The organism is Psychromicrobium silvestre, from assembly GCF_013408295.1.
Lineage (GTDB): Bacteria > Actinomycetota > Actinomycetes > Actinomycetales > Micrococcaceae > Renibacterium > Renibacterium silvestre.
The window spans coordinates 1,543,260-1,566,315 of sequence record NZ_JACBYQ010000001.1 but is presented as its reverse complement, the minus strand read 5'-3'; the positions used below and the strand labels follow the sequence as shown (position 1 = coordinate 1,566,315).

Genomic DNA, 23,056 nt, shown 5'->3' with positions numbered 1-23,056 from the left:
ATGGCAGTTGGAACCAAGGACCTGGCCGCTGACAAGTTGGACGGCTTCGATAAGGAGCGTCTAGTCGACGAACTCCGTAAGGCCAAGGAAGAACTGTTCAACCTGCGTTTCCAGTCGGCTACCGGCCAGTTGGAGAACCACGGTCGGCTTCGCGCCGTCAAGCGCGATATCGCCCGGATCTACACCGTTCTGCGTGAGCGCGAGCTAGGCATTCGTGTCGAGGCCGTCGCCGCAGTGGTGGAGGAAAAGGCGAAGGCGAAGAAGAAGCCTTCCAAGAAGGCTGAAGCGGAGGCCCCCGAGGCCGAGGCTGAGGCTACTGAGGAGGCCGCCAAGTGAGCGAAGAGAGCAAGGAAGTCAGCGTGAGCGAAGAAGCAGCTGGGAACGCCGAGACTGCAGAGTCGGCTCGCGGCTACCGCAAGTCCCGTCGCGGCTACGTCGTTTCGGACAAAATGCAGAAAACCATCGTTGTCGAGGTTGAGGATCGTGTAAAGCACGCCCTCTACGGCAAGGTGCTGCGCCAGACCTCCAAGGTCAAGGTGCACGATGAGGAAAACACCGCCGGAATTGGCGATTTGGTGCTGATCAGCGAGACTCGTCCGCTGTCCGCCACCAAGCGCTGGCGCCTGGTCGAGATCCTCGAAAAGGCTAAGTAAGAAACGCCGGAAGGCCGGTGTCCCGTTAGGGGCACCGGCCTTCTCGCATTTCCAGCGAGTTCGCTTTCTAATCGCCGGTTCACCCTTAATAGCCCGCGAATCCGCGAATTACCCGCGAACTCGCGCCTTGGAAACCAATGACTCTGTGAGGAAGCGATGCCACACTCTCAACCAACCACAGCCTCCAGCTCGGTGACTCCGCAGCGCCGTCGCTTCGTGGTCAGCGATATTCATGGACATCCGGAGAAGCTGCTCGCGGCACTGCAGCAGAAGAATCTGGCCGATGGCTTGGGCGCTTGGAGCGGCGGCAATGCCCAATTGTGGTGCTTAGGTGATTACTTCGACCGTGGCCCCGATGGCGTCGGCGTCGTCGATCTGCTGATCAGGCTTTCGGTCGAAGCAGAAGCTGCCGGTGGGGAAGTTACCGCTCTCTTGGGTAACCATGAGGTGCTCACGCTGGGGAAAAAGCGCTTTGGTTCGACGCCGATCAACACCTCGCTGGGCGAGCGTTCCTTTGATAATTCCTGGCTACGAAACCAAGGACAGGAATCAGATCAGGCGAGGCTGTCCGCACAGCAGCTGGAGTGGCTCACCGACCGTCCGGCGATGGCACAGGTCGATGATCAGCTCCTGCTGCACTCCGATATTGTTCACTATCGTCAGTGGGGTGCCAGCGCTGAGGAAGTCAATGAAAACGTTCGTCGGATCCTGCGTACCGCTGACCCAGTGGAACTGTGGCAGTTGTGGGCTGCTCTGACGAAAAGGAATGACTTCCAAGGCCCCGACGGCCCCGCCTCAGCCCAAGGGCTGTTGCGACATTTCGGCGGTCGGCACATTTTCCATGGGCACAGCATTATCGGAGAAGACGAGGGACAGCCAGCTTCAGCCAATACCGAGCCGAAAACCTATGCGGACGGCCTAGTGACCGCTATTGACGGTGGCCTCCACGCCGGTGGTCCCTGCCTACTGGTCGAGTTCTGAGCCCGCGCGAGTTCGCTTCTTACTCACCGATTCGCCCCTAGAAACAGGCGAATCCGAGATGCGCACACGAACTCGCGCCCTCGCTGAGCGCCCTAACTCAGAAGCTGCGCCTTGATTTCGCTCTTGAGCACCTTGCCAAGCTTGGAACGCGGCAAATCCGGCCAGACCAGGATCTCCTTGGGCGTCTTGACGCTGCCAATTCGTTCTTTCACGAAGGCTTTGAGTTCCTCGGGATCCACGGTGGCATCGGGCTGCAATTCCAGTACCGCGGTCACCCGCTCGCCCCATTTCTCATCGGGTAACCCAATCACTCCGCAGTCCCGGATTCCCGGATGTTGCATCAGTGCTTGCTCTACCTCGGCCGAATAGACATTGAAACCACCGCTGATAATCATGTCCTTCGCCCGGTCCACAATGTAGAGGAAATTATCTTCGTCCAGGTAGCCGATGTCTCCGGTGTGATGCCAGCCAAATCTGCTTGCCTCGGCGGTGGCCTCCGGGTTCTTGTAGTAACCGGCCATCACCAGCGGGCTCCTGACCACCACCTCGCCGCGCTCACCACGGGACAGCAAGTTGCCGCCGTCGTCCATGATCGCCAGGGTAACTAAGGGGGAGGGGCGCCCGGCGGAGCTGAGGCGTTCGACGGCGATCGAACCGTCCGCGCGATAGTGATCCTTGGGTGCCATGGTGGAGATCATCATCGGGGCTTCGCTTTGGCCGAAGAGCTGCGCCATTGGCCCGATCCTTTGTAAGGCTTCTTCCAAGCGGGCGGCCGACATCGGGGCGGCTCCGTACCAGAAGCACTGCAAGGAACTCAGGTCGGTGCTCTCCAAACGGGGGTGTCCCAGCAGCATATAGATCAGCGTTGGCGGCAAGAAGGTATGGGTGACCTGCCGAGCTTCGATCACGCTAAGGAAATCGTCCAGATCCGGTGTGGCCAGGATGTCGATCACGCCGCCAAGCGCGAGAACCGGCATGCATAGCACCCCGGCAGCGTGTGTGAGCGGGGCCAGCGCTAGGTACACCGGGCGCGGCTCGAAGGGGTAGCTCATGAGCGTCAGGGCACTCATGGCTTCCAGATTGTGCCCGGTCAGCATCACACCCTTGGGCTTCCCAGTGGTACCGCCGGTGCCTACTAGCATCACGACGTCGTCAATGGGCTCGGTCTGCGCGGCGGGGGAGTCCCCGTTCCCGGCCAGCCAACTTTCGAAGGACTGAGCCAAGTCGGTGCTCTTGTCCAGGCAGACCAGGGTGGTCAACTGCGGTAACTCGGGCAGGATCTCGGCGGCGAGTGGTTCATAGCTGCTCTTATAGATGAGTGCCTTGCAGTCGAAGAGGTCGAGGAGGTCGCGATTCTCTGCGGCAGCATTACGTGGGTTGATCGGGCACCAAACGGCACCGGCTCGCGAGATTCCGAACACCGAGGCAAAGGCAATGGGATCGTTGGAGGAGAGGATGGCAACCTTATCGCCCGGTTTAATGCCGGAGCGACCGAGCGCGGCCGCAACCTGGAAAGAGAGCTCCTGCACGGCTCCATAGTTCAAAACCTGCTCGCCGAAGCGTAGGCAGGGAGCATCGAGGCCTAGTGAAGCACCTTTATCGAGATAGTCGGTCAGCCGCATAGCGGTTCCTCTCCAAGAAATGAGGTGCCTGGCCATCGACTGATAGCCAGGCACCCGGTCATTGAAATTGATTGCTACTGAGGTTAGTTCTGAACCGTCAAAACCGGTTCCATCACCAAGCCGAAGCTGCGCAGCACGCCGAGCAACTCGCGGTGGCCAAAGGCTTGGCAGCCCGAGGCGAAGCCAACCTGTTTCGGTGCTTGCTGCAAAAGCGAGTACGCGGCATATGCCTGCAAGAGGCCGGTCTGCTTGTAATTGCTATTGCCGTGGATGACGCAGTGCGCGCGACCGAGCGGGCCGGAGGCATGCACCGAATCGAGGGATTTATTCACCCGGGGGTTCTCCCTGGGCGGCATCTGGTTCATCACCTGCGCGGCGGTCGCGGTCAGTGCAGCATCGCGATCCTCCTGGTTCATGTCCTTAGTTGCCTCAAGCGCCGCCGCCACGATCTGCGGAACACCATGCATTAGCGCGGCATTGAACACACCACCTTGTGCCTTGACATTCGCCACTCGTGGATCATTCTTGAACCACACCGGGTGTGAGGTGCCGCCCCAGGGCAGGGAGAGCGCCAATTCATGTTGTCCAGGGACCACGAGCGAGGTGAGACCGGCCTCGGGATCGAAGGGCGTATAGGCATTCTGCTCAAGGTAGTAAGCGGACGAAGTTGCGGCATTGACCAGGATGGTGCGGGTCGAGGCGACGGTCGGGCTGCCGCCCCAGAACACCGCAATGTCCAGGGTGTCCAGGCCGGGCTTCTCAAGGCAGAGCTGGGCAGCGATTTCACCGGTGGTATACATCTGAGCCAGACCGGGGGAGAGCAGCAAGCCCGCCTTGGCAAAATCCGCACCATACTTTTCATCGCAGGTGATCAGCCAATCCTGCTCACCCGTGGTGTCGGTGTAATGTGCCCCAGCGGCAAGAGCAGCCTCGACGACGGCCGGGCCCAGTTCACTGAACGGTCCAACCGTGTTCAGCACCACCTGGGCACCGCGCAGCAGCTCGGTTAGCGCCTCAACGGTGTGTTCGACCTGAACTACCTCGTAATCGGCTGTTTCGATGCCGGGGATGTGATCGAGAGCGTCCTGCACCCGGCCTTCGTCGCGGCCAGCCGCAATAAAGGGCACGTTGTATTCGCGCAGGTACTCGATCACCAGTCGGCCGGTGTATCCGGTAGCGCCGTAAACGACGACTTTCTTTTCAGTCATTTCACATCCCCATTCCGCCGTCGACCGACAGCCCAGCACCGGTAATGAACCGGGCCGCGTCGGACATCAGGAAGACCACGGCATCGGCCATATCGGCCACCTCGCCGAGCCTGCCAAGCGGGGTTTGCGCGACGACGGCCTCAACTGCCGCCTCGGGGCTGGGGAAGACGCCAATAGCGGCTTCTTCGACGGCGAGCTGGTTGCCCATCGCGGTAGGCACCAGGCCCGGATAGATGCAGTTCACTCGAACTCCGTAGCCAAAGGCTCCGGATTCCGCGGCGGCCACCCGGGTGAGCCGGTCAACGGCTGATTTGGTGGCGGAGTAGCCGGAGATGCCCGGGAAGGCGATGGTTGCGGCTACCGAGGAGATATTTACTACCGCGCCACCCGTTCCAGCTCCACCGCCGGGACGCATCGCGCGGAAGGCGTGCTTCACGCCGAGCGAGGTGCCAAGCACGTTGACCTCAAGCATTTTTCGAACGCTTTCCGGCTTCAAATCGGCGACCAATTCGGTGATCTCCAGCCCGGCGTTGTTCACCACGCCGTCAAGACCGCCGAGTTTGGAGATGGTCTCCGCAATCGCGGTTTCCCAATTGGCGTCATCTGTGACGTCGAGTCGGACGAATTCGGCGGTGGCCCCTGTTGCGCGTATCGTATCGGCCGCGGCTCGGCCGGCTTCCTCTTGCAGATCGGCGATGACCACGGCCGCGCCTGCGGCTGCTAGTGCTGTGGCCATTCCCTGGCCAAGCCCCTGTGCGCCGCCGGTGACCAGCACCTTGCGCCCTTGAAGATCGAAGACACTCATCCGTCGTTACTCCTCTTTGAGTTGATTATTCACCCGCCTGCACTGTGATGCGTCTCACGATTGGCGGGCCTAAGCCTCAGCGTAATCGACTTTGGACGAGCGTCAAGAGTTTCTTGGACAATTGTCCAAAATTCATAGTTCTTCTTGAGATTAGGTGTCGTAGAATGGGTGGGTCGGTATTCGTCTTCGGAGTACTGATATGTTTCAGATGACACTCCGCGGCAGAGAAAGAGGGAACGTCAGTGAAACTGCTGGAAGCTGATCAGCTTGAGCGCCGACCGGTCGATAAATTCGCCGATCGCCGTGCCGAGTTGGCCGATGCTGCGCTGCAGACGCTCTCCGAACTGGGTTATGCCCGGACCAGCCTTCGCGAGATCGCGCAGAACTCCCAGTTTTCTCATGGCGTCCTGCATTACTACTTCAAAGACAAAGTCGAGCTAATCACCTACTGCGTCAAGCGCTACAAGGCCGCTTGCGTGACTCGCTACGACCAGATCGTCAGTACCGCCAGAACAGCGGAAGAGCTTCGAATCGGTTTTGCCGAGGGGATGGCTCAGACGCTTCGCGAAGACGGCAGCATGCACCGGCTTTGGTATGACCTGCGCGGTCAGAGCCTCTTCGAATCGGCCTTCCGCGACGACGTTGCGGAGATTGACGAGAGCCTGCGGAGCATGATCTGGCGGATCGTCAGCCGTTATGCGGAACTCAGTGATACCGAGAGCGCATTTCCTGCGGTGACCGCCTACCCGCTTTTCGACGGACTCTTCCAGCACGCGCTACTAAAGTACCTCGTCGATCCGGGGGCTGCGGCAGAGGAGCTGCGCACCGGCGTCGAGCTCCTGCTGCCCCGGCTAATGGTTGGTTTCTGCAAGTAGCTGGCCCTCGGGATGCCGCTAGCTCAGGCTGATCTGAGCTAAGAAACATGCTAAGATATTGAGTTTGTGTGGCCCTATCCAGGGCCACGCGTACCTCGTAAACTTTCGTGCCAGTGCATACTGCCGTTCAAGGCTCTCCGGATCTCCGGGGAAATTGAGCGGTTCAAATGCTCCTGGCACGGCAGTTTAGGCCTGTTCTGGCAAAATCCAGGCAAGCTCAGAGACACCCCCGATCAACTGTTCCGCAAGGCTCGTCCTGTACGCATCATCTCAGGCGAGAACCGGCGAGACGACAGGAGTAATAGTGATTCAGCAAGAGTCGCGACTCAAAGTTGCCGACAACACGGGTGCTAAGGAAATCCTTACCATTCGCGTTCTCGGTGGCTCTGGCCGTCGCTACGCAGGTATTGGCGACGTTATCGTCGCAACCGTCAAGGATGCCATTCCCGGCGGTAACGTAAAGAAGGGCGATGTGGTCAAGGCCGTTATCGTCCGGACCAAGAAGGAACGCCGTCGTGCCGACGGCTCCTACATCAAATTCGATGAGAACGCAGCGGTCATCTTGAAGGCTGACGGCGACCCTCGTGGTACCCGTATCTTCGGCCCGGTGGGCCGCGAACTTCGCGATAAGAAGTTCATGAAGATCATCTCGCTTGCACCGGAGGTGTTGTAATTCATGGCGAAGCTCAAGATCAAGAAGGGTGACCTGGTTCAGGTCATCACTGGCGCTAAGCAGGAACGTGGCGGAGACCGCGGCAAGCAGGGTAAGGTTCTGCGGGTTTTCCCGGAGAACAACCGCGTGCTGGTCGAAGGCATCAACCGGGTTACCAAGCACACCAAGGTCGGACAGTCGCAGCGCGGCACCAAGACCGGTGGCATTGAGACCGTTGAGGCCCCGATCCACATTTCCAACGTGGCGATTGTGGACCCGTCCACCAAGAAGCCGACCCGCGTCGGCTATCGCCTCGAGACCGTTGAGCGTGACGGCCGCGAACGCGTTGTGCGTGTCCGTGTCGCCAAGAGCTCCGGAAAGGACCTGGCATGAGCGCTGAAGCTAGCACCGTAGAAACCCCGGTTAAGATCATTCCGCGTCTGAAGACTCGCTACGCCGAGGAAATCAAGGGCGGATTGCAGGAAGAGTTCGAGTACAGCAACGTCAACCAGGTTCCGCGCCTGGTCAAGGTCGTAGTGAACATGGGTGTTGGCGAGGCTGCTCGCGACTCCAAGGTCATCGACGGCGCCGTTCGTGACTTGACCTTGATCACCGGTCAGAAGCCGATGGTCACCAAGGCTCGCAAATCGATCGCTCAGTTCAAGCTGCGTGAGGGCATGCCGATTGGCGCGCACACCACGCTGCGTGGCGATCGGATGTGGGAATTCCTGGATCGTCTGGTCACCCTGGCACTGCCCCGTATCCGCGATTTCCGCGGCCTGTCCGGCAAGCAGTTCGACGGCAATGGCAACTACACCTTCGGTCTGACCGAACAGGTGATGTTCCACGAGATCGACCAGGACGCCATCGATAAGGTGCGCGGCATGGACATCACCGTGGTGACCACTGCGAAGACTGATGACGAAGGCCGTGCGCTGCTCAAGGCGCTGGGTTTCCCGTTCAAATCCGAAGACTAATTACTACGTAGCAGGTCCTGGTGGTCCTTTCGAGGCTACTAGGAAACCGTTACGAGAAGGGCAAGAGCCCAAATGACTATGACAGATCCTGTCGCAGATATGCTCACGCGTCTGCGCAACGCAAACTCGGCTTACCACGATTCCGTGACCATGCCGTACAGCAAGCTGAAGGGCCACGTGGCCGACATCCTGAAGGCCGAGGGTTACATCGCGGCCTGGAAGGTTGAGGACGCAGAGGTTGGCAAAAAGCTGACCATCGACCTCAAGTTCGGTACTGACCGTCAGCGTTCAATCGCCGGCATCCGCCGGATTTCCAAGCCGGGTCTGCGCGTTTATGCGAAGTCCACCAACCTGCCGAAGGTTTTGGGCGGCTTGGGAATTGCTATCCTCTCGACGTCATCCGGTCTGCTGACCGACCGTCAGGCTGAAAAGAAGGGCGTGGGTGGGGAAGTCCTCGCCTACGTCTGGTAGAAGGAAGGGAGTAAAGACTTATGTCACGTATTGGACGTCTCCCGATCTCCGTGCCTGCCGGCGTCGAGGTCAAAATCGACGGTTCGCTGGTTTCGGTCAAGGGCCCCAAGGGCGCATTGACTCACGCTGTGGCGAACCCGATTGCGGTCTCGCTCGAGGATGGCACCTTGACGGTGTCCCGCCCGAACGATGAGCGCGATTCCCGCGCCCTGCACGGTTTGACCCGGACCCTGATCTCTAACCTGATCACCGGTGTTACCGAAGGCTACGAGAAGAAGCTCGAAATCGTCGGTACCGGTTACCGCGTGCAGGCCAAGGGCTCGGACCTCGAGTTCGCTCTGGGCTACAGCCACCCGGTTGCCGTGAAGGCTCCCGAGGGCATCACCCTGACGGTTGAGGGCCCCACCAAGCTCTCTGTTTCAGGAATCAATAAGCAGCAGGTGGGCGAGGTTGCTGCCAACATTCGCAAGCTGCGTAAGCCCGACCCGTACAAGGGTAAGGGCATCCGCTACGCGGGCGAAGTTATCCGCCGCAAGGTCGGAAAGGCTGGTAAGTAATCATGGCGCTGACCATTAACAAGAAGCGCACCGGGAAGTCGAAGGCTGCCGCACGCGGCCGTCGTCACCTGCGTGTTCGTAAGCGGATCACCGGTACCGAGGCTCGTCCTCGCCTGGTGGTGAACCGTTCGTCCAGGCACATGTTCGTCCAGGTTGTCGATGACACCAAGGGCATCACCGTAGCCTCCGCCTCCACCATGGAAGCGGATCTGCGGAGCTTCGACGGCGATAAGACGGCCAAGGCCAAGCGCGTCGGCGAGCTCGTTGCTGAGCGGGCTAAAAAGGCTGGCATCGAAGCTGTCGTGTTCGATCGCGGCGGCAATAAGTACCACGGCCGGGTTGCGGCTGTGGCCGACGGTGCACGCGAAGGTGGTCTGGCCCTGTGAGCGAGAATACTAACAAGGAAACCACTGTGTCTGAGAACACTGAGAACGTAGCGGGCACCGCGCCCGCTGAAACTGCTGCAGGTTCCAACGAGGACCGGCGCGGTGGACGTCGTGGCGAGCGTGACGGACGGAGCGGTGGCCGTGATGGCGGCCGCGGCGGTCGTGACGGTGGCCGTGGCGGACGCGACGGCGGCCGTGACGCTGAGAAGAACCAGTACGTCGAGCGTTTGGTCACCATCAACCGCGTGGCCAAGGTCGTCAAGGGTGGTCGTCGCTTCAGCTTCACCGCTCTGATGGTCGTCGGCGATGGCAACGGCCTGGTTGGCGTTGGCTACGGCAAGGCCAAGGAAGTTCCGGCAGCTATCGCCAAGGGCGTCGAGGAAGCGAAGAAGTCCTTCTTCCGCGTTCCCCGCGTCGGCGGCACTATCCCGCACCGTGTGCAGGGTGAGGCCGCTGCCGGCGTCGTGCTGCTGCGTCCGGCTACCCCGGGTACTGGCGTTATCGCCGGTGGTCCGGTGCGTGCCGTACTGGAGTGCGCTGGCGTCCACGACATCCTGTCCAAGTCGCTCGGTTCCTCGAACGCCATCAACATCGTGCACGCCACCGTGGCAGCATTGCAGCAGCTCGAAGAGCCCGCTGCGGTTGCCGCTCGCCGTGGCTTGCCGATGGATGAGGTCGTTCCGGGCCCGCTGCTGCGCGCTATTCAGGAAAAGGCAGGTGCCTAATGACCACCCCGAAGAATGTTCAGGCGTCGGATAAGACCCTGGAGATCACTCAGATTAAGTCCGTCATCGGCGGTAAGCAGAACCAGCGCGACACGCTGCGTTCACTGGGCCTCAAGCGCATCGGTCACACCGTTGTGCGCAAGGCCGATGCAGTGACCGTGGGCATGATCAACACGGTTCCGCACCTGGTGAAGGTAGAGGAGGCGAAATAATTATGGCTGAGGCTACTAAGTCCAAGACTGCTAAGGCAGATACCGTGGAGAAGCAGAATGCACTCAAGGTGCACCACCTGCGTCCCGCCCCGGGAGCCAAGACCGCTAAGACCCGTGTGGGTCGTGGTGAAGGTTCCAAGGGTAAGACCGCCGGCCGTGGTACCAAGGGCACCAAGGCTCGCTACCAGGTGAAGGCAGGCTTCGCAGGCGGCCAGTTGCCGCTACACATGCGTTTGCCGAAGCTTCGCGGCTTCAAGAACCCCTTCCGGGTTGAGTTCCAGGTTGTTAACCTGGACAAGCTCTCCGAGCTGTACCCGGACGGCGGCCAGGTGACCGTTGAAAACCTGGTTGAGAACGGCGCGGTTCGCAAGAACCAGCCCGTCAAGGTGCTCGGTACCGGTGAACTGACCGTCAAGGTCGACGTCACCGTGAACGCCTTCTCTGCCAGTGCTGCCGAGAAGATCGTGGCAGCCGGCGGTACCGCAACGGAGCTCTAGCCCGTTGTTGTCAGTGAATTAGGCTCTTGGTGAGCGGGCAGAATTGCCCGCTCACCAAGAGTTTTTCGTTATCTTCAGGTTCTACCCATTAGACTCGGTTGGTGGACCACAGAGGTCCAGCTTATTCCGTACTTAACCTTCAGGAGGACGCTTGCTTTCCGCAATTGGCCGCGCCTTTCGGACGCCTGACCTGCGACGCAAGTTGTTGTTCACGCTGGGCATCATCGCCATCTTCCGGCTCGGAGCCTTCATCCCGTCCCCCGGGATCAGTTACGCAAACGTTCAGGCTTGTCTCGCCCCGGGCGGCGGTGATACCAGCGGCGGCATCTACCAATTGGTCAACCTTTTCAGTGGTGGCGCTCTGCTCCAGGTATCCATCTTCGCCCTGGGCATCATGCCCTACATCACCGCGAGCATTATTATTCAGTTGCTCCGGGTGGTTATTCCCCGCTTCCAGGAACTTCACCTGGAAGGCGCTCAGGGCCAGAGCAAGCTCACCCAATACACCCGTTATCTGACCATCGCCCTCGGTCTGCTGAACGCCACGACGCTGGTGTCGTTGGCACGTTCCGGCACGCTGCTGGGTGGTTGTGGTCAGGACGGCACCGCGGGAGCCATCGTTCCCGATAGCTCGATCGTTACCACCATCTTGCTGATCATCACCCTGACAGCAGGCACCGGCCTGATCATGTGGATGGGCGAGCTTGTCACCGAAAAGGGTGTGGGCAACGGCATGTCGCTGCTTATCTTCACCTCGATCGTGGCTCGTTTCCCCACCTCGCTGGGCGAGATCTGGACCACGAAGGGTCCGGGTACCTTCTTCATCGTGATCCTGCTGGGCATCGTCGTGGTGGCGCTAGTGGTCTTCGTCGAACAGTCGCAGCGCCGCATCCCGGTGCAGTACGCCAAACGAATGGTCGGACGACGTACCGTGGGTGGCACCAACACCTACATCCCGATCAAGGTGAACATGGCCGGCGTGGTGCCAGTCATCTTCGCATCTTCCTTGCTCTACCTGCCCTCCTTGATCTCGCAGTTCGTGATTCAAGGCAAGCCACAGGATGCACCGGCTTGGGCTAACTGGATCAATGACAATCTCACCAAGGGCGATCACCCCATCTACATGGTGTTGTACTTCCTGATGATCGTCTTCTTCACCTACTTCTACGTCGCTATCACCTTCAACCCTGAAGAAGTTTCCGACAACATGAAGAAGTACGGCGGCTTTATCCCGGGCATTCGTGCGGGTAAGCCGACGGCAGACTACTTGCAGTACGTGCTCTCTCGGATCACCCTGCCAGGTGCACTGTACCTGGGCTTGGTAGCGCTTATCCCGTTGATTGCTCTGGTACTGATCAACGCCAACCAGAACTTCCCCTTCGGCGGTACTTCGCTGCTGATCATGGTGGGAGTGGGGCTGGAAACCGTCAAACAGATCGATGCTCAATTGCAGCAACGACACTACGAAGGGTTGTTGCGATGACCAGAATGCTCATTGTTGGCCCGCCAGGATCCGGCAAAGGAACTCAGGCGGAACGGATTTCCGACCGGCTGGGCATTGTGGCTATCTCCACGGGAGACATCTTCCGGGCGAATGTCAAAGGCGAGACCGCGCTCGGCCTGGAAGCCAAGAAGTACATGGACGCAGGAGACTACGTTCCGGACAGCGTGACCAATAAGATGGTCCGCGACCGGCTCAGCCATGAGGATGTGCGGGACGGCTTCCTGCTGGATGGTTACCCGCGAACCTCTGCCCAGGTCGATGAGCTGGCCGATATTCTGGCCGCCGAAGGTAAGCAACTCGATGTGGTTTTGCAGCTTACGGTCGAGGATGAGGAACTGGTAACCAGGTTGCTGGGCCGGGCTAAAGAGTCGGGTCGTAGCGACGATGATGAGAACGTCATCCGGCATCGCTTGGATCTTTACCACACCCAAACCGAGATCGTGGTGACCCGTTACGCCGAGCAAGGCATTCTGGCCAAGGTTGACGGACTCGGTGCGATCAATGAAGTGACCGACCGGATCATGGCTGCTATTGACGGTGTGATCGGCTCCTAGCTTCGCTGAGCGGATTCCCGGCGGTTTTCCGCTGGGGATCCCTCCTGAGGACGGGCATCTCTGCGGGCTTGCGCTCGCTCCTAACAAGGAAAACCTCAACTCGTTCTCGAGAGGAAACCTTCGACGGCGTCCGGGAGTTTCTGGATCAGCTCGCCGAAGCAGCGGTGCCAATCGAAGGAGTGCGGGCACGATATCGATCAGCAGAGCACTTTCCGGTGCTCTGCCGATCATCCTGCTGGCCGAGAAAGAAGGAAAATAGGCAATGGCTGGTTTCGGACGAGGACAGATTGAACTCAAGACCCCCGAGCAATTCCGCTTAATGAGCGAGGCCGGGCTGATCCTTTCTGCCGCCTTGGACGTGACGGTGGCCGCGGCAGGGGTTGGCGTGAGCACCTTGGAATTGGATGCCCTATTCGCCGAGCAATTGGCTGCCGCCGGTGCCCAATCGAACTTCTTGGGCTACTACGGCTACCCGGCGACCATCTGCACATCGGTGAACGAGCAGGTGGTGCATGGCATTCCGAACGAACGGAAGCTTCAGGACGGAGACTTGCTGTCCATCGATGGCGGAGCGATTATCGGTGGTTGGCATGCTGATTCGGCCCGAACCGTGACCGTGGGCACCGCCGATCCTGCCGACGTCGAACTGTCTAAAGCTACCGAAACTGCCATGTGGCGGGGGATAGCGGCGATGGCTTCAGCCTCGCGGGTGGGGGAGATCGGGGATGCCATCGATGATTTCGTCACCGAAAAGTATGGCTCGAAATTCGGCATTATCGAGGATTACACCGGGCACGGGATCGGTTCGGCTATGCACATGGATCCGGATGTGCTGAATTACCGCTCCCGCAGCCGTGGCCCTAAGCTCCGTCCGGGCATGGCGTTGGCTATTGAACCGCTGCTGGTTCGCGGCGGTATTGCCACCCGAACGCTTGCCGATGAGTGGACTGTGGTGACCGAAGACGGTCAGCGCGCCGCTCACTGGGAGAACTCCGTTGCCGTGCATGAGGGCGGCATTTGGGTGCTTACCGCGCCCGACGGCGGTGCTGCCGCGCTCCAAGCTTTCGGCGTCACCCCGGTGCCGCTTAGCTGAGTGGCATTCGCTCGCGATATTTCAATGGCATCGCGATAGCTCAATGACGGCGCAGTGGACTATCCCGAAGTCATTGGACTATCCCGAACCGGGAATTATGCGGAATGAAACTGAGGGGCCCGGACCTGCGTCCGAGCCCCTTGTTTGTACCCTCGCGAAGTCGAAGCTAGCTCTTAGGACTTAAGCTTCGGCTTGACGTCCTTTTCATAAATGCCCTGCAGAGTGGTCTTTAGGTCGGTCAGGGTGGACTTCACATCCGCCTTCTCATTCATGATCTTGGCGGCCGCCTTGGCCATCTCCTGATCTGCGCCGGGCAAGAACACCCGGGCGTAGTCCTGGCTCTTAGTCACCTTGAGCTGATCGAGAGCAACCTGGATCTGTGGGGTCTTAGCCAGCACCGCAGACATATCGGCGGAGGTGCGGGAAGGCATATAGCCGGTGGCTTCGGAGAACTGTGCGGTGTTCTGCGCATCCGTGTAGAAGCTGAGGAACTTCGCGGCCGCGAGCTGACGCTCTGGGCTGCTCTTCTTGGCAATTGCAAGGCCCGCACCGCCTGTCGGGCAGACCAGGGAGGCATTGACCGGGCCGCCGGGCAAGAAACCCACGCCGATGTTCATGCCCTTTTCTTTGGCCGCCTTGAGCGTGCCAACCAGGTCGCCGGTGGAGGAGACTGTGGAACTGACCGCACCTGCGGTCATATCGCCCACCGCATCCTTGGAGGAAACCCCAGCCCAGCTGTTCTTCACGATGCTGTCCTGAACCCATTGCATGGCTTTGACCGACTCATCGGAATCTGGGGTGATATCCCAATCCTTGGACCAGGCACCACCGAAGCCCCAGAGCACGTTCTGCAGAGTCCAGCCGGCATAGCCGGCTAGAGCTGGGTACTGATAGGCGTGTAGGAATCCTGGTTTAGAAGCATTGGCCTGTTGGATCTTCGGTGCCCATTCAGCGAACTCGTCCCAGGTCTTCGGTGCCCGGTCAGGCACGCCAGCCGCCTTGAAGTGGTCCTTGTTGTAGTAGAACAATGGGGTGGAACGGTTATTTGGCACGGCCCAGTGCTGGTCGTTGTACTTGTAATCGTTGTACAGCGTGGGGTTGAAGTCATCGGTCTTATCGTTCACGGCCTTGAGTAGATCATCAATCGGGATAATCGAATCGGCAAGTGCAAAGCGGAACCACCAGACGTCGGAGGCCAGCACGATATCCGGGGTGTCATTACCGGTCTGTGCAGTCTGGAACTTCTGGGCTACCTCCTCGTAGTTCGCTCCGCCACTGATCAGGTTGACCTTGATTCCGGGGTTGGCGGTCTGAAAATCGGCAATCAGCTTTTGCTCGATTGGCTGAGATGAACCGGGGTGGCTAGAGAGGAAACTGATTTCGCTGGCGGGGGTCACCTTGGACCAATCGGTGCTTGAGGCCGTGTCAGTGGCCGCACCACTGGTGCTAGGCCCACCGCAGGCAGCGAGCGCCGTCGCACCTATTCCCAGACCTCCGAGGGTGAGGAATCCTTTGCGGTTGATGTTCATGTTGTGCCTTTCATTGGGTTTGAATGGTGCAGCAAACTGGTTTGGGAGGCTAGCCGGTCACCGAGCCCTGAGTGAGCCCGGAGACGATGTAACGCTGAAGCGCGGCGAAGATGATCAGAATTGGCAGAATGACGATAACCGCCCCGGCCATCAGTACACCCCAGGCTTGGGAACTCGAATCTGAATTACTCAGCAGAGTCAGGCCAACGGGAAGCGTCATCATCTCCGGCTTAGTGGTGATGATGAGTGGCCAAATGTACTCATTCCATTCGGTCACAATGGTGACCAAAGCAACTGTGGCGATAGAAGGCACCGAAATGGGGACCACGATCTTCCACAGCCTTCGCCAGTGCCCAGCCCCGTCGATTTCGGCGGATTCCAGAATCGAGGTTGGCAAGGTCATAAAGTGCTGGCGAAGCAAGAAGGTGCCGAAGGCCGTTCCTAGGCCCGGCAGGATGATGCCCCAGTAGGTGTTCTGCCCGTTCAAGCTTGAGATCAGCACGTAGTTAGGCAGTACGGCGACCTGTGGCGGAACCATTAGGGCCACCAGGATCAACATGAAGATGAGCCGCTTGAAGGGGAACCGGATGAAGACCAGGGCATATGCGGTGAGCACCGCCAACACACACTTGATCACTGACCCGACCGCGGTGACGATCACGCTGTTCAAGAAGAACCGGGCAAACGGTACCGTGGTGGCCGCGGTGGCGTAGTTATCGAAGTTGGGAGCCTGCGGGAGCACCTTGAGATCCGTGGTGATGATTTCGCCGGGAGCCCTGAAAGAGGAGAGGATCATCCACAATAGCGGCAGGAACACCACCAGAGTGGCGATCAGCAAGGGAAGATATCCGCCGACCAGGGTCTTGACCAGGTTCTTGGCTGAGAACGGGCCGGGGCGTCGGCTCGCAATAGGAGAGGCGCTCATGCGTAGTGCACCTTTCGCTCGACGAAGCGCATTTGCACCGCAGTCATGATCAGCAGCAGCAAGAAGAGCACAACGGAGATGGCCGCCGAATAACCTGCTCGGTTATAGGCACCGAAGGCCTGCAAATAGGTTTCGAACATCAAGGTATTGGTGCCCTGGCCGGTGGGCGTCATGATCTTCAAGATATCGAAAGCCTGTAGCGAGGAAAGCAAAGAAGTGATCAGCAAGAAGAAGGTGGTGGGGGAGAGTAAAGGGAAGACGATGGCGAAGAACCTTCGCACCACCCCGGCGCCATCAAGGGACGCTGCTTCCATCACATCCTGAGGCATCGATTGTAGGCCAGCTAGGTAAACCACTGCGCAATAGCCGAGGTTCTTCCAGATGTAGACGATGATGACCATGGTCAAGGCCAGCTTGGGATCGTTGATCCATTGCGGGCTGCTTTGCCCGAGCCCACGCAGTACCCAGGAGAGTGCGCCGTAGACCGGATCGAAGATGAAGAGCCAGACCAGACCAACCCCGACGCCGGAGAGGACATAGGGGGCGAAGATGGCCGAGCGGGCAAAAGTTCGCCCGGGGAGCTTCTGGTTGAGTGCAAGTGCGATCAGCAGCCCCAACACCATGGCGCCGCCGACCGTTAGCACCGTAAAGATCGCTGTGGTTCCTAGCACCTCCGGGGCGTCGGAGGAGGTGAAGAAGGTGACGTAGTTGTTCAGTCCGACGGCGGTGGCGAAATCTGAGCCAAGGGTCCAGTCCAAAAATGAATACTGGATATTGGCGATGAGCGGCCGGTAGGTGAACATTACGATCAGGGCAATATTGGGCAGTGCAAAGGCCAGAAATATCCAGGCATCGCGTCGGCTGCGCGCGGTCCAGAATCGCTGCTTGATTTTGGTGCCTCCACCCGAGGCGGTAGGTGATGTAGTCATATGGGCAGTCTCGCTTCGCTTTCATTGTCCGCACGACGCCCCAAAGCGGTGCGGAATGATTCCTCGACTACTCCAGCACAGGTGACGACGTTGTCTTGCCAAAATGGTGCTGCCCGCGTCAATGTTCCCGCAGGCTTCACCGAGTGTTTACCCAAATTACGTGCCTTACCTGAAAATTAACCGAGTTGAGGCTCAAAAACCTTTTCCACTTGACGACAGCGAAACGAAAATGGTCAACAATGGAGGGATGATGGACGGCGTAGCGACCTCAAGTGGGCAGTTAACCGACGTTCCGGGCGTGCTGGTGGGCCAGGTGGAACGCAACGGAGCGGGCTGGCTGAGCGGAGTGAGCGTGGTGATTCCTCCGCTCGGAACCGTGGGTGCTGTTGATGTACGAGGTGGTGGTCCCGGCACACATGAGACGGATGCCCTGGACCCAACCACGCTGGTCTCAACCGTTGACGCCGTGGTGCTGACCGGCGGTAGTGCTTACGGCTTGGTAAGCGCGCATGGTGTGATGCGCTGGTGCGAGGAACAGGGCCGCGGTTACGAAGTCGAGGGCGGCAGGGTGCCGATTGTGCCGGCCGCGGCGATTTTCGATCTGGGCCGAGGTGGGGACTTCACGCTGCGGCCGGATCAGGAGATGGGATACCAAGCCGCGCAGGAGGCGCATGCTGGCGAAGTACGCCGCGGCAATGTCGGCGCGGGCGCCGGAGCAGCTCTGGGGCGAGGCTTGTTCAAAGGGGGAGTGGGTACCGCTTCCATCCGATTGCGGGGGTTGAACTCCGAAGTGGTGGTCGGCGCGCTCGTGGTGGTCAACGCCGTCGGACATCCCGTGGGCGCGGACGAGACCCTCCGCCAACTGGAGGGGCAACCGCCCGGACTCAACACCACGCTCGCCGTGGTGGCCACGAACGCGGTACTCAGCCCGGCTCAGGCGAAGCGGACGGCAACGGCTGCCCATGCCGGAATGGCCAGGGCGCTGGCTCCCGTCCATACCCTGCTCGACGGCGACACGATCTTTACACTGGCCACCGGAGAGCTGGAGCTGGTGGGGCAGGGTAAGGCAGATGTGGTGCCGTTGGTCGAGCTGCAGTCGATGGCGGCGGTGGTGGTGCAGGCGGCCATTGAGGACGCCATTCGTTGTGCGAGTTCCGTGACCACCTCGGCAGGAACCTTCAGCCGCTGGCCGGTCTCCGGGGGCACCAAAAGGTAGTTGCGCTACGACTAAACGGCGCTCGGAGGTTCCGGGGTAGAGCGGGCTTGTGCTTAAGCCACGACGGATTTAACATATCCGCCCCGATGGCGTAAAGTTGTTTGTTGGTTGTCTGCGCTTTGGCGCGCCCATTCAAACCTTTTCCTAGTGTTTTGGTGTGGATGATGCGTGGCCGTGGTGCGATGACCGAAATAGTGTCAAAAATTAGCCTTTCGTTTCGGCGAGAGGCGCACAACAGTTAGCGGAGGATATGGCCAAAAAAGACGGGGTCATTGAGATCGAGGGCGTAGTGACTGAGGCGCTGCCCAACGCGATGTTTCGTGTTGAGCTGACCAATAAGCACATCGTACTCGCTCACATTTCTGGAAAGATGCGCCAGCACTACATTCGAATCCTCCCAGAGGACCGGGTTGTGGTGGAGCTGAGTCCTTACGACCTTACTCGCGGCCGCATCGTTTACCGCTACAAATAAGACTCAACTCTCTACTCAACTGCTCACACGCAAAGGAATGCCATGAAGGTCAAGCCGAGCGTCAAGCAGATCTGCGATAAATGCAAGGTGATCCGCCGTAATGGCCGGGTCATGGTGATCTGCGAGAACCCACGCCACAAGCAGCGCCAGGGCTAATTCTCCCCACGGGAGAGCAACCCTGCTCTGTTCACGTAATAAATAGATAAAGGCAGCACAGGCCGAATCGGAAGATTCGGCCCACCCCCGGTCGGAGGCCGGGGCCGCATAGCGGGTGTACTGCCTACGACCTCCGGATAAACCAAGGAGTACCGCCACTATGGCTCGTCTCGCTGGCGTTGATCTTCCCCGCGAAAAGCGGCTGGAAGTTGCGCTTACTTACATCTATGGCGTGGGCAAGACCCGTGCACACCAGACCTTGACCGAAACCGGCATTTCCCCGGATGTTCGAGTCAAGGACCTCTCCGATGCTGAACTCGTTCAACTCCGTGACTTCATTGAAGGCAACTTCAAGGTCGAGGGTGACCTCCGTCGCGAGGTAGCAGCAGATATCCGTCGCAAGGTGGAAATCGGCAGCTACCAGGGTATTCGTCACCGTCGCGGCTTGCCGGTTCACGGCCAGCGCACCAAGACCAATGCGCGCACCCGTAAGGGCCCGAAGCGCACCGTTGCCGGCAAGAAGAAGGCCGGACGTTAATAGCGTCCAGCTGATCAGAATTTAGGAGAAACAATGCCCCCGAAGACTCGTGGCGCGGTTCGCAAGCCGCGTAAGAAGGACAAGAAAAATATCGCGCTTGGCCAGGCGCACATCAAGAGCACCTTTAACAACACCATCGTGACCATCACGGATCCGGCTGGTGCCGTTATCGCTTGGGCTTCCTCAGGTGAGGTTGGCTTCAAGGGTTCGCGGAAGTCCACCCCGTTCGCCGCCCAGCTCGCCGCCGAGCAGGCTGCAAAGCGTGCGCAGGAGCACGGCGTTCGCAAGGTTGACGTTTTCGTCAAGGGCCCGGGATCCGGTCGCGAGACCGCTATCCGTTCGCTGCAGGCCACTGGCCTGGAGGTCGGTTCCATCCAGGACGTGACCCCGAGTGCGCACAACGGCTGCCGTCCGCCGAAGCGTCGCCGCGTCTAACGGCGCCGGTCTGCCTGCACGGTTAGATCACATCGGCAAGCTTGTCGCGGACCTCACGGTTCGCGGCAAGCCCACGCCGGTTAAAGACTTTAGATCCTTCTTTCCACTACCTGTGTTGCGTCATATAGCGGATGCTCGCTGAAAGGAAAACCAAGTGCTCATTGCACAGCGCCCGACCCTCTCCGAAGAAGTTGTCTCCGATAACCGTTCGCGGTTCATCATTGAGCCGCTAGAACCCGGCTTCGGCTACACCCTGGGGAACTCACTCCGCCGCACTCTGCTCTCCTCGATCCCGGGTGCTGCTGTTACCAGCATTCGCGTTGACGGCGTGCTGCACGAGTTCACCACCGTGCCCGGTGTTAAGGAAGATGTCACCGAGATCATCCTGAACATCAAGAACCTCTCGGTCTCCTCCGAGCACGACGAGCCCGTGGTGGCCTACCTGCGCAAGCAGGGCCCCGGCGTCGTTACCGCTGCTGATATCGCCCCGCCGGCCGGTGTGGAATTCCACAACCCGGATCTGCACATCGCGACCCTGAACTCGAAGGGTAAGTTCGAACTCGAACTGACCATCGAGCGTGGCCGTGGCTACGTTTCGGCATCGCAGAACAAGTCCGGTGACGCCGAGATTGGCCGGATTCCGGTTGACTCGATCTACTCACCGGTGCTCAAGGTGACCTTCCGCGTGGAAGCGACCCGTGTTGAGCAGCGCACTGACTTCGATCGCTTGATCGTGGACGTGGAGACCAAGCAGGCCATCGCCCCGCGCGATGCCGTGGCTTCGGCTGGCACCACCTTGGTGGAGCTGTTCGGCCTGGCCCGCGAGCTGAATACCGCTGCCGAAGGCATTGAGATCGGCCCCTCGCCGACCGATGCCGCCTTGGCTGCCGATATGGCGCTGCCGATCGAGGACCTGGACCTTACGGTTCGTTCCTACAACTGCCTCAAGCGCGAGGGCATCCACACCGTGGGTGAACTCGTGGCTCGCTCCGAGGCCGATTTGATGGACATCCGCAACTTCGGTGCGAAGTCCATTGACGAGGTCAAGGCAAAGCTCGTGGAACTGGGGCTGTCCTTGAAGGATTCTCCTCCAGGATTTGATCTCGCCGCCCGCGCTGCCGCTATCGATGAAGACGATACCTTCAGCGACGACGAGCTCTAAAAGTCTGTATTTGAATTAGCTTTCCGGCGGGCTCGGTTGCTTGCAGCTGAGAACCACCGCTATCCAATTGAGGAGAAAACATTATGCCTACCCCCACTAAGGGTCCGCGCCTGGGCGGTGGCCCGGCTCACGAGCGTTTGATGCTCGCGAACCTGGCGGCATCCCTTTTCGAGCACAAGCGCATCACCACCACGGAGACCAAGGCCAAGCGGCTGCGTCCCTATGCTGAGCGTCTGATCACCTTCGCCAAGCGCGGCGACCTGGCTTCCCGCCGTCGGGTGCTCGGTGTGATCAGCAATAAGAGCATTGTGCACGAGTTGTTCACCGACATCGCCGAGGCCGTTGAGAAGCGCGACGGCGGCTACACCCGGATCACCAAGATCGGCAACCGCAAGGGCGATAACGCCCCGATGGCCGTTATTGAACTGGTTCTGGAGCCGGTCAGCCCCAAGCAGGCCGTTGTTGCCGAGGCCCAGAGTGCTGCTGAGCAGTCGGCCAAGCCCGCCAAGGTCGTTGAGACCGAGGAAGCCGCTGTTGAGGCGAGCGAGGACGCGCCGAAGTACGCCGGTTCGCACGCTGTTCTAGAAGATGTCAATGAAGCCCCCGAAGGCTTCGACATCAAGGGCAACGAAGACTCGATGAAGTACCACGTTGCTGGTTCGCGCTGGTATGACCAGACGGTTGCCGAGGTGTGGTTCGCCACCGCCGAGGACGCCAAAGCTGCTGGCTTCGAGCCCGCAGGCGGCGAAGATGCTCAGGCAGAAGGCGAAGAAGAGGAAGCTGCCAAGTAATTCTGGTGGCTAAACTTCAGCTATGTCCATGATGGAACCCACCATCTCCCCTCCCGGAGATGGTGGGTTTCTTCGTGTCCGGCTTGATCTCTCCTATGATGGAGCCCCCTTCAACGGCTGGGCGGTGCAACCTGATCGGGTCACCGTGCAGGGCTCCCTGGAGGATGCTTTGGCAATGTTGCTACGGCGTTCGATCCGGACCACGGTGGCCGGTCGTACCGATGCCGGGGTGCATGCCCGTGGCCAGGTGGTACATATCGATCTGAGCCCTGCGGAGTGGGCAGGATTGGCTCGCCGCAGTAGTCAGAGCCCGGAGGAAGCGTTGCTCCGCAGGCTGCGGGGCACGCTCTCCAGGGTGCTCGGTGAGAACACTGGGGCGATTGTGGTGGCCGCGGCCGCCCTTGCCGCCCCGGGGTTTGACGCTCGATTCTCAGCGTTGTGGCGGCGCTACAGCTATCGGGTGGCCGATCGGCCCGGGGATTGGGACCCGACCCGCCGTCAGTTCACCTGGTGGCATAAGCTGCCGCTCGACGTCGAACGCCTCAATCAGGCGGCAGCGCCATTGCTGGGCCTGCAAGATTTCCGCTCCTTTTGTAAGCCTCGGGCCAATTCTGCTTTGGCCAGCACGGTTCGTGAACTGCAACGTTTTGAATTCGCTCGTGGCTCGGATGGGGTGCTGGTGGTGACGGTGCAGGCCGACGCGTTCTGTCACAATATGGTTCGTGCGCTGATTGGTTCCGCCGTGCAGGTGGGCAGCGGGGAGCAGCCGGTCGGCTGGCTAGCGGAACGGCTGGCCGCCAAGATGCGGGACGCGCGTTCCCTGCTAGCACCGCCCCATCCGCTGGTGTTGGAGCAGGTGGCTTATCCCGACGACGGCGAACTTGGCTTGCGGGCGGAACTCACCCGGGCACGCCGGGAGTGAGCTGGTCCGGGTGAAGATGGTTGCATTTGGACCTAGCCGCCGGGCAAGGTAATATTGATAGTCGTTGTGCGTGTCCTCACTCGGGAATGTGCATCCAGGCGCTGACTCAGTTGCAGAGTCGTCAGGTGCGGGGTGCTCCGGGACGTGGATTACCGGTCAAATAGAGCCCTCACCTCTGACCGGTGGCGCACGAGCTGTAATGCTGTCGG

Annotated in this window: 30 protein-coding genes; 24 read left to right on the top strand and 6 right to left on the bottom strand. The window is 59.8% G+C overall.

The genetic code is table 11. The annotated features are described in order from the left end of the window. The 3 genes from rpmC to FHU41_RS07405 all read left to right on the top strand — a co-directional run bounded on the left by rpmC (position 1) and on the right by FHU41_RS07405 (position 1,634). Positions 1 to 336, top strand: coding sequence for a 50S ribosomal protein L29 (gene rpmC, locus FHU41_RS15275; RefSeq protein WP_179388926.1), 336 nt, complete (start codon positions 1 to 3; stop codon positions 334 to 336). A gap of 23 nt (positions 337 to 359) precedes the next feature. Next, entirely contained in the window at positions 360 to 653 is a 294-nt protein-coding gene (gene rpsQ, locus FHU41_RS14860) for a 30S ribosomal protein S17 (RefSeq protein ID WP_343046271.1), read from the top strand. A 156-nt stretch (positions 654 to 809) separates the two neighbouring features. Continuing rightward, positions 810 to 1,634 carry a metallophosphoesterase gene (locus FHU41_RS07405; RefSeq protein WP_179388924.1) on the top strand — a complete coding sequence of 275 codons (825 nt, stop codon included), beginning with the start codon at positions 810 to 812 and terminating at the stop codon, positions 1,632 to 1,634. A gap of 92 nt (positions 1,635 to 1,726) precedes the next feature. Here FHU41_RS07405 and FHU41_RS07400 read toward each other — a convergent pair whose 3' ends face one another. From FHU41_RS07400 to FHU41_RS07390, 3 genes are all read right to left on the bottom strand, one after another. After that, positions 1,727 to 3,256, bottom strand: a complete 1,530-nt coding sequence (locus FHU41_RS07400) for an acyl-CoA synthetase (RefSeq protein WP_179388923.1) — start codon at positions 3,254 to 3,256, stop codon at positions 1,727 to 1,729. 83 nt (positions 3,257 to 3,339) lie between these two features. Then, positions 3,340 to 4,464 (bottom strand): DUF5938 domain-containing protein, encoded by a 1,125-nt coding sequence (locus tag FHU41_RS07395; protein WP_179388922.1) that lies wholly within the window; start codon positions 4,462 to 4,464, stop codon positions 3,340 to 3,342. Position 4,465: 1 nt separating this feature from the next. Next, the gene (locus FHU41_RS07390; RefSeq protein ID WP_179388921.1) at positions 4,466 to 5,269 is read right to left on the bottom strand and encodes an SDR family NAD(P)-dependent oxidoreductase; all 804 of its coding nucleotides are present in this window, start codon (positions 5,267 to 5,269) and stop codon (positions 4,466 to 4,468) included. A gap of 242 nt (positions 5,270 to 5,511) precedes the next feature. On the opposite strand from FHU41_RS07390, the gene FHU41_RS07385 reads away from it, so the two are divergent. From FHU41_RS07385 to map, 13 genes are all read left to right on the top strand, one after another. Beyond that, complete coding sequence (locus FHU41_RS07385; protein WP_179388920.1) at positions 5,512 to 6,144, top strand: TetR family transcriptional regulator; 633 nt, start codon at positions 5,512 to 5,514, stop codon at positions 6,142 to 6,144. A gap of 304 nt (positions 6,145 to 6,448) precedes the next feature. Next, positions 6,449 to 6,817, top strand: a complete 369-nt coding sequence (gene rplN / locus FHU41_RS07380; RefSeq protein WP_045075241.1) for a 50S ribosomal protein L14 — start codon at positions 6,449 to 6,451, stop codon at positions 6,815 to 6,817. A gap of 3 nt (positions 6,818 to 6,820) precedes the next feature. After that, positions 6,821 to 7,189: a 50S ribosomal protein L24 gene (rplX, locus tag FHU41_RS07375; protein WP_179388919.1), complete on the top strand. Its 369-nt coding sequence runs from the start codon at positions 6,821 to 6,823 to the stop codon at positions 7,187 to 7,189. Beyond that, positions 7,186 to 7,773: a 50S ribosomal protein L5 gene (gene rplE, locus FHU41_RS07370; RefSeq protein WP_179388918.1), complete on the top strand. Its 588-nt coding sequence runs from the start codon at positions 7,186 to 7,188 to the stop codon at positions 7,771 to 7,773. Before rplX ends, rplE begins: the two co-directional genes overlap by 4 nt. Positions 7,774 to 7,845: 72 nt before the next feature. After that, positions 7,846 to 8,244 carry a 30S ribosomal protein S8 gene (gene rpsH / locus FHU41_RS07365; protein WP_179388917.1) on the top strand — a complete coding sequence of 133 codons (399 nt, stop codon included), beginning with the start codon at positions 7,846 to 7,848 and terminating at the stop codon, positions 8,242 to 8,244. A 20-nt stretch (positions 8,245 to 8,264) separates the two neighbouring features. Beyond that, positions 8,265 to 8,801, top strand: a complete 537-nt coding sequence (gene rplF / locus FHU41_RS07360) for a 50S ribosomal protein L6 (RefSeq protein WP_179388916.1) — start codon at positions 8,265 to 8,267, stop codon at positions 8,799 to 8,801. A 2-nt stretch (positions 8,802 to 8,803) separates the two neighbouring features. Beyond that, the gene (rplR, locus tag FHU41_RS07355; RefSeq protein WP_179388915.1) at positions 8,804 to 9,187 is read left to right on the top strand and encodes a 50S ribosomal protein L18; all 384 of its coding nucleotides are present in this window, start codon (positions 8,804 to 8,806) and stop codon (positions 9,185 to 9,187) included. Continuing rightward, entirely contained in the window at positions 9,184 to 9,912 is a 729-nt protein-coding gene (gene rpsE, locus FHU41_RS07350) for a 30S ribosomal protein S5 (protein WP_425503269.1), read from the top strand. Before rplR ends, rpsE begins: the two co-directional genes overlap by 4 nt. Continuing rightward, positions 9,912 to 10,124: a 50S ribosomal protein L30 gene (rpmD, locus tag FHU41_RS07345; RefSeq protein WP_179388913.1), complete on the top strand. Its 213-nt coding sequence runs from the start codon at positions 9,912 to 9,914 to the stop codon at positions 10,122 to 10,124. Before rpsE ends, rpmD begins: the two co-directional genes overlap by 1 nt. Before the next feature lie 2 nt (positions 10,125 to 10,126). Further along, positions 10,127 to 10,621, top strand: coding sequence for a 50S ribosomal protein L15 (gene rplO / locus FHU41_RS07340; RefSeq protein ID WP_179388912.1), 495 nt, complete (start codon positions 10,127 to 10,129; stop codon positions 10,619 to 10,621). A gap of 151 nt (positions 10,622 to 10,772) precedes the next feature. Then, the gene (gene secY, locus FHU41_RS07335) at positions 10,773 to 12,104 is read left to right on the top strand and encodes a preprotein translocase subunit SecY (RefSeq protein ID WP_179388911.1); all 1,332 of its coding nucleotides are present in this window, start codon (positions 10,773 to 10,775) and stop codon (positions 12,102 to 12,104) included. Beyond that, positions 12,101 to 12,679 carry an adenylate kinase gene (locus FHU41_RS07330; protein ID WP_246279448.1) on the top strand — a complete coding sequence of 193 codons (579 nt, stop codon included), beginning with the start codon at positions 12,101 to 12,103 and terminating at the stop codon, positions 12,677 to 12,679. The genes secY and FHU41_RS07330 overlap by 4 nt, the downstream gene beginning before the upstream one ends. A 262-nt stretch (positions 12,680 to 12,941) precedes the next feature. Then, positions 12,942 to 13,772, top strand: a complete 831-nt coding sequence (gene map / locus FHU41_RS07325) for a type I methionyl aminopeptidase (protein WP_179388910.1) — start codon at positions 12,942 to 12,944, stop codon at positions 13,770 to 13,772. Between the two features lie 173 nt (positions 13,773 to 13,945). Here the strand turns inward: map and FHU41_RS07320 are convergent, their stop codons facing one another. Genes FHU41_RS07320 through FHU41_RS07310 form a run of 3 tightly spaced genes read right to left on the bottom strand, consistent with a single transcriptional unit; the run spans position 13,946 to position 17,155 of the window. After that, positions 13,946 to 15,301 (bottom strand): ABC transporter substrate-binding protein, encoded by a 1,356-nt coding sequence (locus FHU41_RS07320; RefSeq protein WP_179388909.1) that lies wholly within the window; start codon positions 15,299 to 15,301, stop codon positions 13,946 to 13,948. Between the two features lie 49 nt (positions 15,302 to 15,350). Next, positions 15,351 to 16,226 (bottom strand): carbohydrate ABC transporter permease, encoded by an 876-nt coding sequence (locus FHU41_RS07315; RefSeq protein WP_179388908.1) that lies wholly within the window; start codon positions 16,224 to 16,226, stop codon positions 15,351 to 15,353. Continuing rightward, complete coding sequence (locus FHU41_RS07310) at positions 16,223 to 17,155, bottom strand: carbohydrate ABC transporter permease (RefSeq protein WP_179388907.1); 933 nt, start codon at positions 17,153 to 17,155, stop codon at positions 16,223 to 16,225. Before FHU41_RS07310 ends, FHU41_RS07315 begins: the two co-directional genes overlap by 4 nt. A 229-nt stretch (positions 17,156 to 17,384) precedes the next feature. On the opposite strand from FHU41_RS07310, the gene FHU41_RS07305 reads away from it, so the two are divergent. The 8 genes from FHU41_RS07305 (at position 17,385) to truA (ending at position 22,847) form a co-directional block, all read left to right on the top strand. Next, positions 17,385 to 18,371, top strand: a complete 987-nt coding sequence (locus FHU41_RS07305; RefSeq protein ID WP_246279447.1) for a P1 family peptidase — start codon at positions 17,385 to 17,387, stop codon at positions 18,369 to 18,371. Positions 18,372 to 18,621: 250 nt separating this feature from the next. Next, positions 18,622 to 18,843: a translation initiation factor IF-1 gene (infA, locus tag FHU41_RS07300; protein ID WP_009358723.1), complete on the top strand. Its 222-nt coding sequence runs from the start codon at positions 18,622 to 18,624 to the stop codon at positions 18,841 to 18,843. A gap of 42 nt (positions 18,844 to 18,885) precedes the next feature. Then, positions 18,886 to 18,999: a 50S ribosomal protein L36 gene (rpmJ, locus tag FHU41_RS07295; RefSeq protein WP_011775570.1), complete on the top strand. Its 114-nt coding sequence runs from the start codon at positions 18,886 to 18,888 to the stop codon at positions 18,997 to 18,999. A gap of 160 nt (positions 19,000 to 19,159) precedes the next feature. Next, the gene (gene rpsM / locus FHU41_RS07290; RefSeq protein ID WP_045075214.1) at positions 19,160 to 19,537 is read left to right on the top strand and encodes a 30S ribosomal protein S13; all 378 of its coding nucleotides are present in this window, start codon (positions 19,160 to 19,162) and stop codon (positions 19,535 to 19,537) included. Positions 19,538 to 19,570: 33 nt separating this feature from the next. Continuing rightward, positions 19,571 to 19,972, top strand: a complete 402-nt coding sequence (gene rpsK, locus FHU41_RS07285) for a 30S ribosomal protein S11 (protein ID WP_179388906.1) — start codon at positions 19,571 to 19,573, stop codon at positions 19,970 to 19,972. Between the two features lie 154 nt (positions 19,973 to 20,126). Then, on the top strand, positions 20,127 to 21,134 hold the full coding sequence (locus FHU41_RS07280) for a DNA-directed RNA polymerase subunit alpha (RefSeq protein ID WP_179388905.1): 1,008 nt from the start codon (positions 20,127 to 20,129) through the stop codon (positions 21,132 to 21,134). 83 nt (positions 21,135 to 21,217) lie between these two features. Continuing rightward, the gene (gene rplQ / locus FHU41_RS07275; RefSeq protein ID WP_179388904.1) at positions 21,218 to 21,925 is read left to right on the top strand and encodes a 50S ribosomal protein L17, sunset domain variant; all 708 of its coding nucleotides are present in this window, start codon (positions 21,218 to 21,220) and stop codon (positions 21,923 to 21,925) included. 22 nt (positions 21,926 to 21,947) lie between these two features. Further along, positions 21,948 to 22,847 carry a tRNA pseudouridine(38-40) synthase TruA gene (truA, locus tag FHU41_RS07270; protein WP_179388903.1) on the top strand — a complete coding sequence of 300 codons (900 nt, stop codon included), beginning with the start codon at positions 21,948 to 21,950 and terminating at the stop codon, positions 22,845 to 22,847. Positions 22,848 to 23,056: the final 209 nt, after the last annotated feature.

Excerpts from the sequence above, each read along its gene's own strand:
- rpsK (WP_179388906.1), top strand. The coding sequence starts at position 19,571 with ATGCCCCCGAAGACTCGTGGCGCGGTTCGCAAGCCGCGTAAGAAGGAC.
- rplX (WP_179388919.1), top strand. The coding sequence starts at position 6,821 with ATGGCGAAGCTCAAGATCAAGAAGGGTGACCTGGTTCAGGTCATCACT.
- FHU41_RS07320 (WP_179388909.1), bottom strand. The coding sequence starts at position 15,301 with ATGAACATCAACCGCAAAGGATTCCTCACCCTCGGAGGTCTGGGAATA.
- map (WP_179388910.1), top strand. The coding sequence starts at position 12,942 with ATGGCTGGTTTCGGACGAGGACAGATTGAACTCAAGACCCCCGAGCAA.
- FHU41_RS07390 (WP_179388921.1), bottom strand. The coding sequence starts at position 5,269 with ATGAGTGTCTTCGATCTTCAAGGGCGCAAGGTGCTGGTCACCGGCGGC.
- FHU41_RS07405 (WP_179388924.1), top strand. The coding sequence starts at position 810 with ATGCCACACTCTCAACCAACCACAGCCTCCAGCTCGGTGACTCCGCAG.
- rpmC (WP_179388926.1), top strand. The coding sequence starts at position 1 with ATGGCAGTTGGAACCAAGGACCTGGCCGCTGACAAGTTGGACGGCTTC.
- rpmJ (WP_011775570.1), top strand. The coding sequence starts at position 18,886 with ATGAAGGTCAAGCCGAGCGTCAAGCAGATCTGCGATAAATGCAAGGTG.
- rpmD (WP_179388913.1), top strand. The coding sequence starts at position 9,912 with ATGACCACCCCGAAGAATGTTCAGGCGTCGGATAAGACCCTGGAGATC.
- rplE (WP_179388918.1), top strand. The coding sequence starts at position 7,186 with ATGAGCGCTGAAGCTAGCACCGTAGAAACCCCGGTTAAGATCATTCCG.
- rplF (WP_179388916.1), top strand. The coding sequence starts at position 8,265 with ATGTCACGTATTGGACGTCTCCCGATCTCCGTGCCTGCCGGCGTCGAG.
- FHU41_RS07395 (WP_179388922.1), bottom strand. The coding sequence starts at position 4,464 with ATGACTGAAAAGAAAGTCGTCGTTTACGGCGCTACCGGATACACCGGC.
- rpsM (WP_045075214.1), top strand. The coding sequence starts at position 19,160 with ATGGCTCGTCTCGCTGGCGTTGATCTTCCCCGCGAAAAGCGGCTGGAA.
- FHU41_RS07305 (WP_246279447.1), top strand. The coding sequence starts at position 17,385 with ATGGTCAACAATGGAGGGATGATGGACGGCGTAGCGACCTCAAGTGGG.
- FHU41_RS07315 (WP_179388908.1), bottom strand. The coding sequence starts at position 16,226 with ATGAGCGCCTCTCCTATTGCGAGCCGACGCCCCGGCCCGTTCTCAGCC.
- truA (WP_179388903.1), top strand. The coding sequence starts at position 21,948 with ATGTCCATGATGGAACCCACCATCTCCCCTCCCGGAGATGGTGGGTTT.
- rplR (WP_179388915.1), top strand. The coding sequence starts at position 8,804 with ATGGCGCTGACCATTAACAAGAAGCGCACCGGGAAGTCGAAGGCTGCC.
- rplO (WP_179388912.1), top strand. The coding sequence starts at position 10,127 with ATGGCTGAGGCTACTAAGTCCAAGACTGCTAAGGCAGATACCGTGGAG.
- rplQ (WP_179388904.1), top strand. The coding sequence starts at position 21,218 with ATGCCTACCCCCACTAAGGGTCCGCGCCTGGGCGGTGGCCCGGCTCAC.
- infA (WP_009358723.1), top strand. The coding sequence starts at position 18,622 with ATGGCCAAAAAAGACGGGGTCATTGAGATCGAGGGCGTAGTGACTGAG.
- FHU41_RS07330 (WP_246279448.1), top strand. The coding sequence starts at position 12,101 with ATGACCAGAATGCTCATTGTTGGCCCGCCAGGATCCGGCAAAGGAACT.
- FHU41_RS07400 (WP_179388923.1), bottom strand. The coding sequence starts at position 3,256 with ATGCGGCTGACCGACTATCTCGATAAAGGTGCTTCACTAGGCCTCGAT.
- rpsH (WP_179388917.1), top strand. The coding sequence starts at position 7,846 with ATGACTATGACAGATCCTGTCGCAGATATGCTCACGCGTCTGCGCAAC.
- FHU41_RS07310 (WP_179388907.1), bottom strand. The coding sequence starts at position 17,155 with ATGACTACATCACCTACCGCCTCGGGTGGAGGCACCAAAATCAAGCAG.